Annotated in this window: 12 protein-coding genes and 1 pseudogene; 5 read left to right on the forward strand and 8 right to left on the reverse strand. The window is 55.9% G+C overall.

Going from position 1 to position 19,561, the window contains the following annotated elements:
• Window positions 1–8: 8 nt before the first annotated feature.
• The 6 genes from mdtC to idnO form a co-directional block, all read right to left on the reverse strand.
• A complete protein-coding gene (gene mdtC, locus HC231_RS06560; protein WP_208230258.1) occupies window positions 9–3,089 on the reverse strand; it encodes a multidrug efflux RND transporter permease subunit MdtC in 3,081 nt (1,026 codons plus the stop codon).
• Window positions 3,086–6,205 (reverse strand): MdtB/MuxB family multidrug efflux RND transporter permease subunit, encoded by a 3,120-nt coding sequence (locus HC231_RS06565; RefSeq protein WP_208230259.1) that lies wholly within the window; start codon window positions 6,203–6,205, stop codon window positions 3,086–3,088. Before HC231_RS06565 ends, mdtC begins: the two co-directional genes overlap by 4 nt.
• Window positions 6,205–7,425 (reverse strand): MdtA/MuxA family multidrug efflux RND transporter periplasmic adaptor subunit, encoded by a 1,221-nt coding sequence (locus HC231_RS06570; RefSeq protein ID WP_208230260.1) that lies wholly within the window; start codon window positions 7,423–7,425, stop codon window positions 6,205–6,207. The genes HC231_RS06565 and HC231_RS06570 overlap by 1 nt, the downstream gene beginning before the upstream one ends.
• Window positions 7,426–7,716: 291 nt before the next feature.
• Window positions 7,717–8,190, reverse strand: a complete 474-nt coding sequence (locus HC231_RS06575; protein WP_208230261.1) for a NanQ anomerase/TabA/YiaL family protein — start codon at window positions 8,188–8,190, stop codon at window positions 7,717–7,719.
• 67 nt (window positions 8,191–8,257) lie between these two features.
• Entirely contained in the window at window positions 8,258–8,788 is a 531-nt protein-coding gene (locus HC231_RS06580) for a gluconokinase (RefSeq protein ID WP_208230262.1), read from the reverse strand.
• Between the two features lie 33 nt (window positions 8,789–8,821).
• Entirely contained in the window at window positions 8,822–9,586 is a 765-nt protein-coding gene (gene idnO, locus HC231_RS06585; RefSeq protein WP_208230263.1) for a gluconate 5-dehydrogenase, read from the reverse strand.
• A 735-nt stretch (window positions 9,587–10,321) separates the two neighbouring features.
• Here idnO and HC231_RS06590 point away from each other — a divergent pair.
• From HC231_RS06590 to edd, 4 genes and pseudogenes are all read left to right on the forward strand, one after another.
• Complete coding sequence (locus tag HC231_RS06590) at window positions 10,322–11,269, forward strand: 2-hydroxyacid dehydrogenase (protein WP_208230264.1); 948 nt, start codon at window positions 10,322–10,324, stop codon at window positions 11,267–11,269.
• Between the two features lie 181 nt (window positions 11,270–11,450).
• Window positions 11,451–12,767, forward strand: coding sequence for an MFS transporter (locus HC231_RS06595; RefSeq protein ID WP_208230265.1), 1,317 nt, complete (start codon window positions 11,451–11,453; stop codon window positions 12,765–12,767).
• 124 nt (window positions 12,768–12,891) lie between these two features.
• Window positions 12,892–13,404 (forward strand): heme-degrading domain-containing protein, encoded by a 513-nt coding sequence (locus tag HC231_RS06600; protein WP_208230266.1) that lies wholly within the window; start codon window positions 12,892–12,894, stop codon window positions 13,402–13,404.
• Window positions 13,401–15,211: pseudogene (gene edd / locus HC231_RS06605) on the forward strand (phosphogluconate dehydratase). The gene HC231_RS06600 and the pseudogene edd overlap by 4 nt, the downstream one beginning before the upstream one ends.
• Window positions 15,212–15,343: 132 nt before the next feature.
• Here the strand turns inward: edd and HC231_RS06610 are convergent.
• Window positions 15,344–16,534 carry a NupC/NupG family nucleoside CNT transporter gene (locus tag HC231_RS06610; protein ID WP_281397415.1) on the reverse strand — a complete coding sequence of 397 codons (1,191 nt, stop codon included), beginning with the start codon at window positions 16,532–16,534 and terminating at the stop codon, window positions 15,344–15,346.
• A gap of 366 nt (window positions 16,535–16,900) precedes the next feature.
• Here HC231_RS06610 and dsdA point away from each other — a divergent pair, with 366 nt between their 5' ends.
• Window positions 16,901–18,229 (forward strand): D-serine ammonia-lyase, encoded by a 1,329-nt coding sequence (dsdA, locus tag HC231_RS06615; RefSeq protein WP_208230268.1) that lies wholly within the window; start codon window positions 16,901–16,903, stop codon window positions 18,227–18,229.
• A gap of 17 nt (window positions 18,230–18,246) precedes the next feature.
• Here the strand turns inward: dsdA and galR are convergent, their stop codons facing one another.
• Window positions 18,247–19,266 (reverse strand): HTH-type transcriptional regulator GalR, encoded by a 1,020-nt coding sequence (gene galR / locus HC231_RS06620; protein WP_208230269.1) that lies wholly within the window; start codon window positions 19,264–19,266, stop codon window positions 18,247–18,249.
• Between the last annotated feature and the right edge of the window lie 295 nt (window positions 19,267–19,561).

A 19,561-nucleotide genomic window follows, 5' to 3' on the forward strand; every position in this document is an offset into this window, starting at 1 on the left:
AGCATCGGTCACGATAGTGACACGCTCTTTTCCGGCGCCGTGCGCCGCCAATGGCGCAGTTTATCGAAAAACAGATAAACCACCGGCGTGGTATACAGCGTAAGCAACTGACTCATCACCAAACCGCCGACGATGGTGATCCCCAACGGCTGGCGCAGCTCCGCGCCGTCGCCGCTGGTAAGCGCCAGCGGCAGCGCGCCAAACAACGCGGCCAGCGTGGTCATCATAATCGGACGAAAACGCAGCAGGCTGGCCTGAAATATGGCGTCTCTGGCGCTGAGACCGCCGCCACGTTGCGCCGCCAGCGCAAAATCCACCATCATAATGGCATTTTTTTTGACAATGCCGATTAATAGCATAATACCAATTAGCGCGATCAGGCTAAACGGCGCGCCGAACCACTCCAGCGCCAGCAAAGCGCCCACCCCGGCGGAGGGCAGGGTGGAAAGAATGGTTAACGGGTGCACATAGCTTTCGTACAGCACCCCCAGCACGATATAAACCGTCATAATGGCGGCCAGGATCAGCACCACCTGCGATGATTGCGATTGCTGGAAAGCCAGCGCGGTGCCGGAGAACTGGCCGCGTACCGCGGATGACACCCCCAGCGACGTCATGGTTCTTTCAATCGCCGCCGTGGCGTCGGAAAGCGTGCCGCCTTCCGGCAGGTTAAAGGAGATGGTTGAGGCGGCCGACAGTCCCTGATGATTGACCGACAACGGCGCATTGATCGGCCGCCAACTGGCGAAATAGGAGAGCGGAATCGGCTTGCCTTCGCTGTTGATCACAAACATTTTGTCCAGCGAGCTGACATCCTGCGTGTACGCGGAATCCACCTCCATCACCACTTTGTACTGGTTTAATGGCTGATAGATGGTGGATATCTGACGCTGGCCAAAGGCATTGTTCAGTAAGGCGTTGGCGGTCGACACGCTGATCCCAAGCTGGGCCATGGCGTCGCGATCGTAAGTCAGCGCCATTTCCGCCCCTTTATCCTGTTGGTCGGAGTTAATGTCCGCCAGTTCGGGCAATTTACTCAGCGCCTGACGGATTCTCGGCTCCCAGATGCGCAGTTCGCTGAGATCGTCGGACAGCAGGGTATACTGGTAACCGGCGCTGGATTCGCGTCCGCCGATGCGTATGTCCTGCTCGGCCATTAAAAACAGGTTCGCCCCCGGTTCTTTCGCCAGTTTGGCGCGCAGGCGGCTGATGACCTGCTGGGCGCTGACGTCGCGTTCAGACAGCGGCTTGAGTGAAATAAACATGGAGCCGCTGTTGGTGCGGGAACCGCCGGTAAAGCCGGTGACGTTAGCCACCGCCGGATCGCTGCGCACGATGGTCATAAAGTCCTGGAGCTTCCGCTTCATGGCCTGAAACGAAATGCTCTGATCGGCTTGGATAAAGCCCATCAGTCTGCCAGTGTCCTGCTCAGGGAAAAACGTTTTCGGAATGCTGATATACAGCCAGACATTGAGGGCCACCGTAGCCAGCAGCAGCACCAGTACCCAGCGCGCATGATTGAGCACCCAGTTAAGCGATCGGCCGTAAGACTGCTGTAAAGCGACTAATACGCGGCCGAAGCCGCGTTTGCGCTGCAGGCTGCGTTTGGGCGCCGCGCGCAATAGTCTGGCGCACATCATGGGCGTCAGCGTCAGCGAAACCAGCAGTGAAATCATAATGGCGACCGACAATGTAACGGCAAACTCACGAAACATCCGGCCCGGCAGCCCCTCCATCAGCAGCAGCGGAATAAACACCGCCACCAGCGAGAGGCTCATCGATAGTACGGTGAATCCGACCTCGCGCACCCCCTGCAGCGATGCCTGCAACGGCTTCATTCCCGCTTCAATATGGCGTGAAATATTTTCCAGCACCACGATGGCGTCATCCACCACAAAACCGGTGGCGATGGTCAGCGCCATTAACGACAGATTATTCAGACTGAAACCGCACAGATACATGGCGGCAAAGGTGCCGATCAGCGAGACCGGCACCGCGACGGCGGGGATCAGCGTGGCGCGCCCTGAGCGCAGGAACAGAAAAACCACCAGGATGACCAGCGCGACGGCGATCGTCAGCGATTGTTCCACCTCGTTCAGCGAGGCGCGGATCGTCGGCGAACGATCCTGCGCGATATTAAGCTGAATCGCGGCGGGCAGGCTGGCGCGCAGTTCGGGCAACGCCGCGTGGATACTGTCCACGGTGGTGATGATATTGGCGTCGGACGCGCGGCGGATGATGATCAGTATCGCCGGTTTGGCATCGGTCATGCCGGCATTGCGCGCGTTTTGCACGGAATCTTCTACCGTGGCGACATCGCTCAGCCGCACGGCCGAGCCGTTGTTATAGTGGACGATCAGCGGTTCATAGGCGGCGGCGGTTTTCAGTTCGTCATTGGTCGTTATCTGCCAGCGCCGCTGCGGGTTTTCGATGCTGCCCAATGGCTGCCGCACGTTCGCCTGGCTGATGGCTTGCCGAACCTCATCCAGCGAAACGCCCTGATTAAACAGCGCCTGCGGATTGAGCGCCACGCGCACGGCAGGCAGCGAACTTCCGCCGATGGAGACGTCGCCCACCCCCTCCATCTGGGAAATTCTCTGCGCCAGCCGGGTAGAGGCGTAGTCATACAGTTGCCCCTGACTGTAGGTATCCGAGGTTAGCGTCAGGATCATAATCGGGGCGTCGGAAGGGTTGGCTTTCCGGTAGGTCGGCCGGCTGGCCATGCCGGACGGCAGCAGACTCTGCGCCGCATTAATGGCGGCCTGCACATCGCGCGCCGCGCCGTTGATATCCCTGTCGAGATTAAATACCAGAGTGATGCGCGTACTGCCCAACGAACTGGTGGAGGTCATTTCGTTGACGCCCGCGATTCTGCCCAATGCCCGTTCCAGCGGCGTCGCGACCGAGGACGCCATGGTTTCCGGCGATGCGCCGGACAGCGAGGCGCTGACCGAAATCACCGGAAAATTCACCTGCGGCAGAGGCGATACCGGCAGCATGCGAAAACCAATCGCGCCGCAGATGGCGATAGCCAGCGTCAGCAAAATGGTGGCGACCGGCCGGTGGATGAACAGGGCGAAGAATCTCACTCGATCTCCTCCTGTCGGGGCGTCCGGCGGAAATACAGCGACATGCGATCGAACAGCAGGTAGATCACCGGCGTGGTGAACAGAGTCAATATCTGACTCATGATCAGACCGCCAACCATGCAGATTCCCAGCGGTTGGCGCAATTCGGCGCCGACGCCGGTGCTCAGCATCAGCGGCAGCGCGCTGAGCAAGGCGGCCATGGTGGTCATCAGGATCGGACGAAAACGCAACAGACAGGCCTGGTAGATGGCGTCATACGGGGTCATGCCCTGTTCGCGTTCGGCGGCCAGCGCGAAATCGATCATCATGATGGCGTTCTTTTTCACAATGCCGATCAGCAGAATGATGCCGATGATGGCGATCACATCCAGTTCGTTGCCCGCCATCATCAGCGCCAGCAGCGCGCCGACCCCCGCCGTCGGCAGCGTGGACAGGATGGTCACCGGATGGATAAAACTTTCATACAGCACGCCGAGAACGATGTACATGGCGACAATCGCGGCGATAATCAGCCACACGGTGCTGCCCAGCGAGGACTGAAAGGCCAGGGTGCTGCCCTGAAAACGGGTCGTGATATCCGAAGGCAGGTTCATTTGCTGCTCTGCCCGCGTAATGGCCTCTACCGCATCGCCCAGCGAATAGCCGCCGCTCACATTGAAGGAAATCGTGGTGGCGGGAAACTGGTCGAGATGGTTGATGGATAGCGGCCCCAGCCGTTCCTCGATGGTTGCGATGCTGTTGAGGGGAATGGTTCCGCCGTCGCTGCTGATTAAACGGACATCGCGCAGGGCGTCCAGCCCATTATTCCGGCTTGTATCGTGTTCAAGCACCACGCGGTACTGGCTGGATTGGGTGTAGATGGTGGAAATCAGCCGCTGGCCGAAAGCGTTATACAGCGCGCTATCCACATCGGACATGCTGATCCCCAGACGGCTGGCGCTGTCGCGGTCGACGTTCACATAAGCGATGGGCGCCTGATCCTGCCAGTCGCTGCTGACATCCTGCAACTGCGGCAGTTGCCGCAGTTCGGCCATCAATTCGGGCACCCACAGACTCAGTTCATCCAGCGACATCGCCTGTAGCGTGAACTGATACTGCGTCCGGCTGATTTGCGTATCAATGGTGAGATCCTGCACCGGTTGCAGATAAAGCTGTATGCCGGGGACTTGCGCGGTTTGCCGTTGCAGCCGGGCAATAATCGCCGGAACCCTTTCGCTGCGCTCGCTAAGCGGCCTCAGATTGATTTGCAGACGGCCGCTGTTAAGGGCGGCGTTGGCGCCGTCGACGCCGACGAAGGAAGACACGCTCTGCACCGCCGGATCCTTCATGATGATGGAGGCGATCTGCTGCTGACGTTGCGCCATGTTGCTGAATGACACCGACTGCGGCGCCTGCACTGTGCCCTGAATAATGCCGTTGTCCTGTATCGGGAAGAACCCTTTGGGGATCCACAGATAGAGCAGCACGGTGAGCAACAGCGTTCCCAGCGCAACGCTCAACGTCAGCCAGGGGTGATTCAGCACCTTGCGCAACCAGACGCCGTAAGTATCAATCACTCGCGTGAAAAAACGCTCGCTGGCGCGGGTAAAGCGATTCTGTTTGCGCAGGGATTGATGGCTAAGCAGCCGGGCGCACATCATCGGCGTGAGCGTTAGCGAAACCACGGCGGAAATCAGAATGGAGACCGCCAGGGTAATCGCGAACTCGCGGAACAGCCGGCCGATGACATCGCCCATAAATAGCAGCGGGATCAGTACCGCGATCAGCGAAAAGGTCAGCGAAATGATGGTGAAGCCGATTTCCCCGGCGCCTTTTAACGCGGCGTCGAGCGGCTTTTCGCCTTTTTCGATATAGCGGGAGATGTTTTCAATCACCACGATCGCATCGTCCACCACAAAACCGGTGGCGATGGTGAGGGCCATCAACGTCAGGTTATTAATCGAAAAGCCGAGAAAGTACATTGCGGCGAAGGTGCCGACCAGCGACAGCGGGACGGCAATGCTGGGGATGATGGTGGCGACGGCGTTACGCAGAAACAGATAAATCACCATCACCACCAGGGCGATCGCCAGCAGCAGTTCAAACTGCACGTCTTTTACCGACGCGCGAATGCTGGTGGTTCGGTCGGTCAGCGTGGTGACTTCAACCGATTTAGGCAAGCTGGCGGTAAGCCCCGGCAGCATCCGGCGGATACTGTCCGTGGTGGTAATCACGTTGGCGCCCGGCTGACGCTGAACGTTGATAATGATCGCCTGCTGACGGTTGGCCCAGGCCGCCAGATAGGTATTTTCCGCCGCCTGCTCGATGACGGCGACGTCGCGCAGACGTACCGGAGCCTCATTGCGCCAGGCGATGATTAACTGACGATAATCCTCAATGGATTTCATCTGGTCGTTGGCCGACAAGGTTACCGAACGCGTCGGCCCGTCGAGGCTGCCTTTGGCGGAGTTAACGTTGGCGGCGGTGATGGCGGTACGGACTTCTTCGCTGGTCAGTCCGTAAGCCGATAGGGCCGGCGCATTCAGCTTGACCCGAACGGCCGGGCGCTGTCCGCCCGCCAGAGAAACCAGACCGACGCCCGCCACCTGTGAGATTTTCTGCGCGATACGGTTATCCACCATATCTTGTAACTGCGTCATCGGCATGGCGCTGGAGGTGACGGCCAGCGTCATAATCGGCGGATCGGCGGGATTGACCTTACTGTAGATCGGCGGATTGGGCAGATCGCCGGGCAACAGATTGGTGGCGGCATTGATGGCGGCCTGTACGTCTTGCTCGGCGATATCCAGCGAGAGTTCGAGCTGAAATTGCAGCGTGATGACGGATGCGCCGCCGGAACTTTGGGTCAACATCTGTTTCAGCCCGGAGATTTGTCCGAACTGGCGCTCCAGCGGCGCGGTAATCGCCGACGTCACGACTTCGGGGCTGGCGCCCGGATAGAGCGTGACCACCTGGATGGTGGGATAGTCAACCTCCGGCAGCGCCGACACCGGCAAAGCCCGGTAGCCGATGATGCCGGCCAGCAATATCGCCACCATCAACAGCGTGGTGGCGACCGGCCGCAGGATAAAAGGCCGCGATGGGCCGCCGCCGCTGGCGGGAACGGTATCCTGCATCAGGGTTTCTCCCCGCTAATCGTCGGCGTTTTCGTCGTGGAGGCGGACGCTATCACTTCGACCTTAGCCCCTTCGGTCAGGCGGTCAATGCCGTCGGTGACGACCTGGACATCCTCTCCCAGACCTGCGGTAATCACGATCTGTTGGCCATACTGAATGCCGGTGGTCACCAGGCGCTTGCTGACTTCGTTTCTGTCGTTCATTATCCAGACAAAATGGCCTTCATTACCCATTTGCACCGCCGCCGCCGGGGCGACGATCGCATTTTGCAGCGTATCCACCTTCATGCGGATGTTCACGAACTGGTTGGGGAATAACGCGTCGTCGCTATTCTCGAAGCGGGCTTTCAGCTTGACGGTGCCGGTGGTGGTATCGATCTGGTTATCCATACTCAGCAGACTGCCTTGCGACAGCTTCTGCTGATTGGTTCGATCCCAGGCTTCAACAACCGGCGCCGGCCCTGATTTCTGCGCTTTCAGTACGGTGGCGATTTCACCCTCCGGCACGGTAAACACCACGTCGATAGGGTGTGTCTGCGTGATAACCACAATGCCGCTCGCGTCGCTGCTGGTGACGTAGTTGCCCACATCCACCTGTTTCAACCCCACGCGCCCGCTGATGGGGGCGGTAATTTTACTGTAAGCCAGCTGTAGTTCGGCGCTGGCCACCGCGCCTTCATCGGCCTTTACCGTACCTTCAGACTGGCGTACCAGCGCCAGTTGCGCATCCAGCTCCTGTTGGGAGATCAAATTGGTTTTCACCAGTTTCTGATAACGGGCGAAATCCTGCCGGGCGTTGGCCAGTATCGCCTGATCTTTCGCTAACTGCCCCTGGGCCTGCGTCAACTCCACCTGATACGGCCGGGGATCGATTTCGGCTAACAGCGCGCCCGCTTCCACCTGTTGGCCTTCCTGAAAGTGCAGCGCCATCAGTTCACCGCTTACCCGGCTGCGGATCGTTACCGTGTTGGCGGCGGTCACGGTGCCCAGCCCGGAAAGATAGTAGGGCACCGTGACCGATTGCGTCCGCGCCGCCTGAACCGGGGGCTGGGCGCTCATCGCCGACCGGCGGCCGCTGGCGCCCGGTCGTGACGGGGGGCTTGCCTGAGTCTCTCTCTGGCCGGACGTGGCCGAGGGTTGAGTAAAATGACGCCAAAGCAACAGAGCAGCAATAACGACGACAAGAAGTATTAACAGGCGAGTGAGGCGTTTGGCATTCATAATAATGGGATAATCTCTCCAGATTGCTCAGGCGCGGAGCTGGTCCATGGAACAATTTTTTATCATACAAGTTTAAACAGGGTATACCGGACAAAAATGAAGGAAATATGGAATATATGTCAGGGTTTGTTGGCGAATCGCGGGTTGTTAGCAGGAGATCCTGCGAGGCGATAATAGAAATGCCGCCTTGTTCCGGCAGGGTAGAAGGCAAGGCGGCATTGGCGATGCGTTATCCCCGGCGGCTTTTACCTCGCCGGGAAGTCGCTCTTTTGGGGCGCGAAGCCAGCGGAGCTAGTCGCGCAGTAGATGCGCGGCAATTTTGACGACCAGCTTGCGCAGCGGCGCGGGCTGCGTCAGGGTCGCCATCGGCCGGTGCAGTTCGCCGGGAAATAACAAGGCGAAATCGCCGGGCGACAACGCCAGCAGCGTTTCATTGCTGATGCCTTCATAGAAGCCATAGTCCCGTTCCGTATCGAACTCCATACTGGGGCGCTGGCCCTGGACGCCGGGCGCCGCGCCGATGTATTCATGGCCTTCGATCGGAAAATGAAGGTCTATATAGTAACGGTGCAGTTCCGGCTGCTGTTCGTGCAGCGGTTTGGTTTGGCCGATAATATGATTCAGATAGATTTCACGGCCTTCAATCTCCTGCTCTCCGGCGGGAAGGGCGGCGAAATCCAGTTTGCTAATCGCAACCAGCGTCCGGCGGATGGCGTCGGGATAGCATGGGTTATCCAGCGCATTTTTAAGTTCGTCAACGATCATAATCAATCCTGTTGTTAGCGTTTATCCGGGTCTCGGCGGCTATTTTTTCTTTCCCGCGCGGAACTTTTCACGCGCACTGCGGCGCGGCGGCTTTCTGTGACAGCGCGCCGATGCAACGGTCGACCACGCCGTCGAATGACGTGCCGATATCGATCGGTATCACGTCGGTTTCCTGCTTATCGGGCGGCTCCAGCGTGGCGAACTGACTTTTCAGCAGGCTTTCCGGCATGAAATGACCGGCCCGCTGTTTCATCCGTTTTAATACCAGGTCGTAGTCCCCGTTCAGCCACAGGAAGGTCATGTCGTTATTCCCTTCCCGCAGCCGATCGCGGTAGCGCTTTTTCAATGCGGAACAGACCAGAAAACCGGTTTCGTGTTTTTGCTGCAGGCTATAGGCCACGTCGCTCAGACGCTCAAGCCAGGGCTGCCGATCGTCGTCGTTTAGCGGCTGGCCGGAGGCCATTTTTTGAATGTTTGCTCGCGGGTGCAGGTCATCCCCATCAATGAACTTGGCATTGAGGCGATTGGCCAACGCTTGGCCGACGCTGGATTTTCCCGTGCCGGACACGCCCATGATAATAATGCATCTACCGGACATAATATCCTCTTCAGAGTCAGTGAGCGGCGGCCATCACACCGCGACCAGCATGCCGCCGTCAACGAACAGCAGGTGACCGTTGACAAAATCCGATGCTTTGGAAGAGAGGTAAACCGCGGCGCCGATTAACTCTTCCGGATCGCCCCAGCGGGCGGCGGGCGTGCGCTTGCATAACCAATCGGTAAACGCTTTGTCATCCACCAACGCTTTGGTCATATCCGTTTTGAAATAGCCGGGAGCAATGCCGTTAACCTGAATGTTATAGCGGGCGAGTTCCACGCACATTCCGCGGGTCAGCATTTTTACCGCGCCTTTGGAGGCGGCGTAAGGGGTGATGGTGTCGCGCCCCAGTTCACTCTGCATGGAGCAGATATTGATGATTTTTCCGCGCTGGCGTTTGACCATATAGCGGGAGACGGCCTGAGAAACCAGGAAAACCGATTTCTGGTTAACGTTAATCACGTCATCCCACTCTTGTTCCGGAAATTCGGTAAAAGGATGACGGCGTTGGATCCCGGCGTTATTAATCAGTACGTCAATTGCGCCGATATTGTCTTCGATATACTGAATGGATTCCTGAACGGCATCATGGTCGGTCACATTAAACGCCGCCGCATAGGCCTGATGGCCGGCATCACGTAATTGCCCGACGGCTTTTTCCGCCCGTTCGGCCGTAATATCATTAATAATAATTTCCGCGCCGAATTCGGATAAACCTTTAGCCAGCAGAAAACCAATGCCTTGTGCGGATCCTGTAATAAGCACTTTCTTTTTTGACAGGGAAAACAGATCTTTCATAAAAATAGTTCCTGATGGCCGTTTGAATGAATTTACGAAACTCAGAATGATATTTAATATTTTCGTTTCGCTATGCATAAATAAAACGCCGGAAAATTTCGCCAGACCGAAAAATAGAATCATCGGACGTTTATTTATTTCGCATTTTTCAATAAAAATATCATCGTAAATGACGTGGAATTATGAAACCGTTTTATGCCGGGTAAAACTGTGATGGAGATCACTTTAAATTATGTTACTGCAAGCTGTTACAGATTACGTGACCGCTATCCGTTCAAGGAAGGGGAATATCGCCTATCGTCGCGGCGTAAAAAAATGAAAATCGGCGATTAATTATAATAATTGATTGATAAATGAAGATTTTTATTTTTACCGCCGCTATGTTACCACCAGTGTAGTTACCCGTAACATCCTGGCGGGCGGCGAAGAAATGTTGCACGAAAGACGAGGCTTTTTTACCTGAAAATAACCTATTGAAACAATCCTCCGGGGGAAATGTCGACACGATCACGTTACCGGTAACATGTTTTCTTAACATGGTTTGCAGTGATATTCGTCACAAAATTAGCCATCAAAAACAGGTTTTATAACCGTACCGAAAAAAAGGCCATATCAGGAAAACGAAATAGCGTGTTGGCGGCCGCTGGAATTAACGTTGAACGCGGCGGCGGGCGGATAACGCGGCTTTCCGATAGTGCTTTTATTAATTTAATCAAAATATCAGGTGGTTATAGAATGAAAAATGATGCTCAGGCGGTTCTGGTCATCGCGCCGATTTTGGCGCATCTGATGCAAAATCTGGAAGAGAACTTCGTGGTTCATAAACTCTATGAACAAGAAGATCAGCAGGCTTTTCTCTCCCGGCAGGGTAAAAATATCAAAGGCATTGTTACCCGCGGTGACATCGGCGTCGCCAACAGCGTGCTGGAACATCTGCCGAATCTGGGGATTATCGCCATTTTCGGCGTGGGAACCGACGCCGTTGATTTGGACTATACCCGTCAACGGGGCATTACCGTCACCACCACGCCGGGCGTTCTGACCGATGATGTCGCGGATACCGCATTAGGGCTGATACTGGCGGTATCCCGCCGTTTATGCCAGGCCGATAAATTCGTGCGTGACGGTCAATGGCTGCATGCGGGGCTGCCGCTGGGAACGAAAGTGACGGGCAAACGCGTCGGTATTTTCGGCATGGGAAACATCGGACGAGCCATTGCGCGCCGCACGGCGGGTTTCGACATGAAAATCGCCTATACCGATCTGCGGGAAGATACGTCGCTGCCGTATCAGTATGTGGCTGATTTATCTGAGCTGGCCGCCCAGAGCGATATCCTGGTGATATCCATTTCAGGGGGAAAGGGCAGCGAAGGCTTAATCAATGCCGACATTTTCTCGGCTATGCCGGATAGCGCTTTTCTGATTAACATCGCCCGCGGCAGCATGGTGAATCAGCCAGAGCTGATTCAGGCGCTGCAACAGAAAAAAATCGCCGGCGCCGGTCTGGATGTTTTTGCTGATGAGCCCAATGTTCCAGAGGAATTAATCAACATGGAAAATGTGGTTCTGTTGCCGCATATCGCCAGCGCGACGGTAGAGACCCGTATTCGGATGAGCGAGATCGTCTTTTCGAATATTCAGGCTTATTTCAAAGGCGAGCCGGCGCCGACGGCCATTAAATAATTACACTCAATAAATTTCAAAATACCGGGAATCGATACTCCTGCAATTTGAAATATGAGAGGCAATCTGATTTCAGAGAATTAATACCGCTATTTTTTTAAATTAATGCAGCACGCGGAACTCTTCTGTTTATTTATTAACAGGGGGCGGTTCTCTCTTATTCTGAAAAGGCGTAATAAGTATGGACAATAAGATCCCTAATGCTCGCTGGTTGCGTGTCATTGTTCCTATCATGATCGCATGTATTATTTCTTTTATGGATCGCGTAAATATTAGCTTAGCGCTGCCGGGAGGAATGGAAACCGATTTAGACATGGGTAGCCAGATGGCGGGGTTAGCCGGCGGTATTTTCTTTATCGGCTACCTGTTCCTGCAAATCCCGGGGGGAAGAATGGCGGTGCACGGCAGCGGCAGGAAATTTATCGCCTGTTCCCTGCTGGCCTGGGCCGTTATCTCCATATTGACCGGTTTTGTGACTAATCACTATCAGCTACTGGCGCTGCGCTTTTTGCTCGGGGTGTCTGAAGGGGGCATGCTGCCGGTGGTTTTGACGATGGTCAGCAACTGGTTTCCCGAAAGGGAGATCGGCCGGGCCAACGCATTTGTGATGATGTTCGCCCCGTTGGGCGGAATGTTCACCGCGCCGCTGTCCGGTTTTATCATCAATATGCTTGACTGGCGCTGGCTGTTTATTCTGGAAGGCGTGCTCTCGGCGGTCATCATGGTGATGTGGTGGTTTGTTATCAGCGATCGCCCGGAAGAAGCCAAATGGCTGTCCGCGAAAGAGCGCGATTATCTGGTGACGGAACTGACCCGTGAACGCGAAGCGCGTATAAACATCGCGCCGGTGACCAACGCGCCGCTGAAGGACGTATTCCTGAACAACGGATTGGTGAAGCTGATTATCCTGAACTTCTTTTATCAGACCGGGGATTACGGCTATACGCTCTGGCTGCCCACCATTTTGAAAAACCTGACCGGCGGTAATATGGCTTCCGTGGGGATACTGGCCATTCTGCCGTTCGTCGCCACCATCCTGGGGATTTACGCCATTTCCGTGCTGGTGGATAAGACCGGGAAACGCCGCTTATTCATTATGCTGTCGCTGTTCTGTTTCGCCGCCGGATTGATTTGCTCGGTCATCTTTAGAAGCAATCCGGTCGCCTCTTATATTTCGCTGGTGGTATGCGGCTTCTTCCTGAAAGCGGCCACCGGCCCCTTCTGGTCGATTCCCGGATGTATCGCGGTTCCGGAAGTCGCCGGAGGGGCGCGCGGCGTGATTAACGGATTGGGTAATCTCGGCGGGTTCTGCGGCCCCTATCTGGTGGGCGTGGTGCTCTACTTCTTCGGGCAGGCGACGGCGGTTTGCGTGTTGTCTATCTCTCTGATTATTGCCGGACTCATTACCTGCATGTTGCCGAAACACTGCGATATGGCCGTCGGCGGTCAGGGGAAAAAAGCCGGAGTAAAGCCGCTGGGCAGCGTTGAGCGTACCTAGCTGGACACGGACGGCCGCGGCGAGGGAGCGTTACCGCCGCGGCCGGGCGGTATGAAAAATCGCCGCTTGCGGCGGTCGGAAGGGGGAGGGGCAGGACGCCCGCCATAATAAATCGGAGTGGGTTATGAATGCGCAGTATCAATTCGAATTATGTCAGCAACAGCAAAAGCTGATTGTTTTACCGGCCTTCGATCGGCGACTGGCCTGGTCATTGGGCGAGGCGCTCAAAAATCAGGCGGAGCGCCAGTCTCTGTCATTGGCGATCGCCATTACCGTTAATCATCAAACCTGGTTTAGCTATGCCATGCCGGGCTCGACGGCGGAAAATATTGATTGGCTGCGCCGCAAACGTAATGTGGTCGATCTGCTGGAAATGAGCTCATACGCCGCCAATCTGATGTTGCAGATTCGCCAGACCACGCTGGCGGAACGTTATGGCGTCAACGAGCGCGACTACGCCGCCTTTGGCGGCGGTTTTCCGTTACAGACCGGAAATGCCGGGATTATCGGCAGCGTGGTGGTTTCCGGCGCTCCCCATCGGGACGATCACGATTTTCTGGTTGGCGTGCTGGCCCGTTTCGCCGGCCTGGATCCGGAAACCGTTAGTCGTTTGACCCAGGCGCAGGAGGCGGTATGAATCCGGTCGTATTACAGGTTACACAGCGCATCGCCGCACGCTCGGCCGCTACGCGGCAGGCCTATCTCGATCGGATCGCCGCCGCCAGAGACGGTAAAGTCCATCGTTCCCGTCTGGCCTGCGGTAATTTGGCGCACGGCTTTGCCGCCTGTACGCCGGATGATAAAGCCATGCTTAAGAATATGGTCCGCAGCGATATTGCGATTATCACGGCGTATAACGACATGCTTTCCGCCCATCAGCCTTACGAGCGCTACCCTGAGCTATTGCGAACGGCCTTACGCGACGTGGGCGCCGTGGGGCAGGTCGCCGGGGGCGTGCCCGCCATGTGCGATGGCATTACCCAGGGGCAGGACGGCATGGAGCTGTCGTTAATGAGCCGGGATGTCATTGCGATGTCGGCGGCGGTGGGGCTGGCGCACAATATGTTTGATGGCGCCCTGTACCTCGGCATTTGCGACAAAATCGTCCCCGGTTTACTGATGGCGGCGCTGTCGTTTGGTCATCTGCCCGCGCTGTTTGTGCCGGCCGGTCCGATGACCAGCGGATTGCCTAATAAAGAGAAGGTGCGCATCCGGCAGCTTTATGCCGAGGGCAAGATCGACCGCCAGGCATTGCTGGAATCGGAAGCCGCTTCTTATCATGGCATCGGCACCTGCACGTTCTACGGAACGGCCAACTCGAACCAAATGGTGATGGAGGTCATGGGGCTGCATTTGCCCGGCGCCTCTTTTGTGCACCCGGACACCCCGCTGCGCCAGGCGCTGAATGAAGCGGCGGCTCGGCAGATTGTGCGTATGACCGAGGTTTCCGGCAACTACTTGCCCGTCGGCCGGTTGGTTAACGAACAGACGATCGTCAATGGGATTGTGGCGCTGCTGGCCAGCGGCGGTTCCACCAATCTCACCATGCATTTGGTGGCTATCGCCCGGGCGGCGGGCATTATCATCAACTGGGACGATTTTTCGCGCCTGTCGGAAGCGGTTCCGCTGTTGTGCCGCATCTATCCGAACGGCCCGGCGGATATCAACTACTTCCAGGCTGCCGGCGGCGTCTCGCTGCTGGTTCGTGAATTGCTCGGCTGCGGTTTGCTGCATGAGGATGTGGACACCGTGGCCGGGCGGGGTTAGCGCGTTATACCCAGGAGCCGTATCTTTCGCGCGAGGGCTTACAGTGGCGCAACGGCCCGGAGGCGTCTCTGGATCCTGCGGTGATCGCGTCGGCCGATCGGCCCTATTCGCCTCACGGCGGATTAAAGGTATTGTCGGGGAATATCGGCCGCGCGGTGATGAAAACATCCGCCGTGCCGGATGAATCATTGGTGATTGAAGCCCCGGCGGTGGTGTTCGATAGCCAGCACGATGTCGGCCCGGCGTTTGAAGCCGGCGCGCTTGATAAGGACTGCATCGTTGTGGTGCGTTATCAGGGGCCGAAGGCGATAGGTATGCCGGAGCTGCATAAGCTGATGCCGCCGCTTGGCGTGCTGATGGATAGGGGATTCCGGGTCGCGCTGGTGACCGATGGCCGTTTGTCGGGAGCCTCCGGGAAAGTGCCGTCCGCGATACACGTTACGCCGGAAGCCTGCGATGGCGGCGTGCTGGCGAAAGTGCGAACCGGCGATATGATGCGCGTTGACGGGCTGCACGGGGAGATCTCGCTGCTGATCGACGATGCGGAATTGTCGCGGCGGGAGGCGATTCCCTACGATTTAACCCCTTATCATCAAGGATGCGGCAGAGAGCTGTTTAGCGCGCTGCGTGAGCGGCTTTCCGGTGCGGAACAGGGAGCCTGCTGCATCCCTTTCTAAAGCGATACCGGTCTCTGTGTTTGCATATAAATATGACTAAGTGACTGGCCTTGCCGGGGGCGATGGAGGAAGGACCAGGCTATCAATATCATGACGTTGATAGCCTGGCTCTTAGTGAATCAAGCCGGCCGTTTACAGCACCAGCCCGGCGATGGCGGCGGAAAGAATGCTCACCAGCGTTGAACCGTACACCAGTTTCAGGCCAAAGCGGGAAACCACGTTGCCCTGGTGTTCGTTCAGCCCTTTGATCGCGCCGGCAATGATGCCGATAGATGAAAAGTTCGCAAAGGAAACCAGGAATACCGACAGGATGCCGACGCTGCGCGGCGAAAGTTCACCGGCGACCTTTTGCAGTTCCAGCATGGCCACGAATTCGTTGGAAACCAGTTTGGTCGCCATGATGCTGCCGACCTGCAAGGCTTCATTGGCGGGGATGCCCATAATCCAGGCGAACGGGTAGAACACATATCCCAGAATATCCTGGAAGCTCACGCCGAAAATAGCGCTACAGATAGCGTTGATGGCGGCAATCAGCGCGATGAAGCCAATCAGCATAGCGGCAACGATAACCGCAACCTTAAAGCCCGCCAGAATATATTCGCCCAGCATTTCGAAAAAGCTCTGGTTTTCATGGATATTGCCCAGTTGCAATTCGGGTTCGTCGCCGACTTTGTACGGGTTGATGAGCGACAGCACAATAAAGGTGCTGAACATGTTCAACACCAGCGCGGCCACAACGAACTTGGAATCCAGCATCGACATATAGGCGCCGACGATCGACATGGATACGGTCGACATCGCCGTTGCCGCCATGGTGTACATGCGTTTTTCAGACATCTTGCCCAGAATGTCTTTGTAGGCGATGAAATTTTCAGACTGTCCGAGGATCAATGAGCTGACGGCGTTAAACGATTCCAGTTTGCCCATACCGTTAATTTTGGAAAGTATGGTGCCAATCAGCCGGATAATAATCGGTAATACTTTGATGTATTGCAGAATCCCGATGAGGGCGGAGATAAATACGATAGGGCAGAGCACCTTAAAGAAGAAGGAGATTAGATTCTTATCAGTATTGACCATATCGCCAAAGACAAAATCGGTTCCCTGACCGGCAAAGCCGAGTAATTTATCGAACAGGGCGGCAAAGCCTTTCACCACGCCTAATCCGATATCAGAGTAAAGGAAAAAGTAAGCAAGTAGAATTTCAACAACCAGCAGCTGGATGATAAACCGGATGCGGATGCTTTTACGGTCGCGGCAAATGAGTAATGCCAAAACAGCAACGACAACCAATGCTAATGCAAATTGTGCAATATGTGACAGAGACATGTTTGCTCCAAATATGAGGCAGGCCGAGTTTTCCAGGTCATTCTATGTAACGAGTGCACTAAAAATGAGATGAAGAACGCAAAAGCGTGATTATATCTTGGATTATTGTGCAAACTAAATGCTGCGTCTTGTTATCGCTTCATTTTTATTCATTCATTATTTTGATATCACCGGGCAATGGCGATATTTCCATCAATAAACGCATAAAATAACGCTCCGGTTGAATGATGAAGGACGAAAGCGCCATAACAGGAGGTTATGGATGATGGAATTAACGGAATAATTGAGAGCCAAAATGAGGCGCAACGCGCTTGGCGCGGTTTGCTGACCATCGATATTGTGAGAGTAAAGAGAAACGCGATGAATAAGAGTGAAATTGAAAAACTTGTTAAGCAGTATCCTTTGGTTCAACGCCTCATCGATCTGGACGACGTCGCCTGGTTTAATCCCAATGCCGCCTCGCTGAAACAAGGACTGCCTTATGTCGGGCTAACGGCTGCGGATGTCGATGACGCGCAAGCCCGGTTAAAACGTTTTGCTCCCTATCTATCCGTGGCTTTCCCGGAAACCGCCGAGGCGCAGGGCATCATTGAATCCGACGTGGTGGCTATTCCGGCGATGCAGCAAGCGATGACGCAACGCTATCGGCAGCCGATCCCCGGTCAGATGTGGTTGAAAAAAGATAGCCATCTGCCGATTTCCGGCTCTATCAAGGCGCGCGGAGGGATCTATGAGGTGCTGGCTCACGCGGAGAAGCTGGCGCTGGATGCCGGTATGCTCAGCCTGGATGATGATTACCGCATTCTCTACTCCGATAAGTTCCGCCGGTTTTTCAGTCAATACCGTATCGCCGTGGGATCAACCGGCAATCTGGGCATGTCGATTGGCATTATGAGCGCTAAGCTGGGGTTCAGCGTCAGCGTTCATATGTCTGCCGATGCGCGCGCCTGGAAAAAGCAAAAGCTGCGCGATAACGGGGTAAATGTGGTGGAGTACGCGGAGGATTACGGCGTGGCTGTGGCGCAGGGACGTAAAGAGGCCGAGTCGGACCCGCACTGCTTTTTTATTGATGACGAAAACTCACGTACCCTGTTTCTGGGTTACGCCGTGGCCGGCAGCCGTTTACGCCGGCAGTTCGAACAGCTTGATAAGCCGGTAGATAAACAGCATCCCCTGTTTGTCTATCTGCCTTGCGGCGTAGGCGGCGGTCCCGGCGGCGTGGCGTTTGGCCTGAAGCTGGCGTTTGGCGACCATGCGCACTGTATTTTTGCCGAGCCAACGCATTCGCCCTGTATGTTGCTGGGCGTCCATACCGGGCTGCATGACGAGATCGCGGTACAGGATTTGGGGATTGATAATCAGACCGCCGCCGATGGCCTGGCGGTGGGGCGGGCGTCCGGTTTTGTCGGTAGGGCGATGGAACGGCTGCTGGATGGTTTTTATACCTTGAGCGACCGCGAAATGTACCATCTGCTTGGGCTGCTCAATAGTAGCGAAAACATTCAGTTGGAACCGTCCGCGCTGGCGGGTATGGCCGGGCCGTTGCGGGTGTGCGGCGCTGCGGAATATTTGCGCTTTATGGGCATTGACGCCGAAACGCTGCAACAGGCGACGCATCTGGTTTGGGCGACCGGCGGCGGGATGGTGCCGGCGGACGAGATGGCGCAATATCTGGCGCAGGCGCAATAACTATGTAACCGTTTCCATTAAATGCGTTGTTTCCCGCGCGGCGGCGGACTGACGGAGTGACGGCGAACCAGCGTTGGACAGAACATATTGGTGGTTTCTTTCAGCGTTTTCCCCTTATGCAAAGCGAGCGCCAGCTCAGCCGCCTGCGTCGCCATCGCGGCAATGGGATAGTGCACCGTGGTCAGCCGGGGACGCAGATAGCGGGCGATCAGCACATCATCAAATCCCACTACGGACATATCCTGAGGAACGTTGATGCTGTTATCGCTAAGTACGGATAGCGCGCCCGCCGCCATGGAATCGTTGTAACACACCACCGCCGTCATATTACCGCCGCGGCTCAGCAGCTCGATCATGGCCGATTCGCCTCCCACTTCATCGGGGGCGGCGCGGGCGATCAGCCGCTCATCTACCGTGAAATGGTGCTCATGCAAGGCATCGATATAACCCTGTAAACGATCGAACGAATCGGAAATCTGGTGGTTCGAGCAAATAACGCCAATCTTCCGGTGTCCTTCCTGAATCAGATGGCGGGTGGCCAGCCAGGCGCCATAGCGATCGTCCAACGCGACGCAGCGGCTTTCATAGCCCGGCAGCGTGCGGTTGATCAGCACCATATCGGGAATATGATTCATCAATGCCGCCAACTCCTGATCTGCAATCATTTTGGCGTGAACCACCAGCCCGGCGCAGCGGTGGCGGATCAACTGTTCAATCGCTTTTCTCTCCTGCTCGGCGTTGTGGTAGCCATTGCCGATGAGCAAAAAATTGCCCGTCGCCTGGGCGATCTGTTCCACCGACTTCACCATAGTGCCGAAGAAAGGATCGGAAACGTCCGCCACCACCAGGCCCAGCGTTTCCGCACTCTGGTGAGCAAGCGCTCTGGCGTTGGCGTTAGGATGATACTGCAATTCAGCCATGGCCTTATGTACGGCCTTCCGCGAGGCATCGCTGGCTTTGGGCGAGTCGTTGATGACGCGCGAAACCGTTGCGACGGATACGCCGGACAGGCGGGCGACGTCTTTTATTGTGGCCATGTATGATTCCTGAACAATAGGTTGCCGAATATGCCGATGTTACCTACTCATTCTTGCCGCTGCGGCAGGCAGAAGGCGCTTATGTGATCGATGTCACGACCAGAATAACTCGCCGCTTTCCAAATATCATCCCGAGGTTTAAATTTAGGGTAAACGGTTACACAAAAAGTGTAAGCGGGAATACGCTGGCCGGCTACAGGCTGTTATCAACATGATTATGCCCGTTATTTTTCAGACAACAAACAAACGAGCATGGGCATGACTCCGTTTGCCGCTGGCAAGTATCGCCGCAGTG

It is taken from the genome of Brenneria izadpanahii (genome assembly GCF_017569925.1).
GTDB lineage: Bacteria > Pseudomonadota > Gammaproteobacteria > Enterobacterales > Enterobacteriaceae > Brenneria > Brenneria izadpanahii.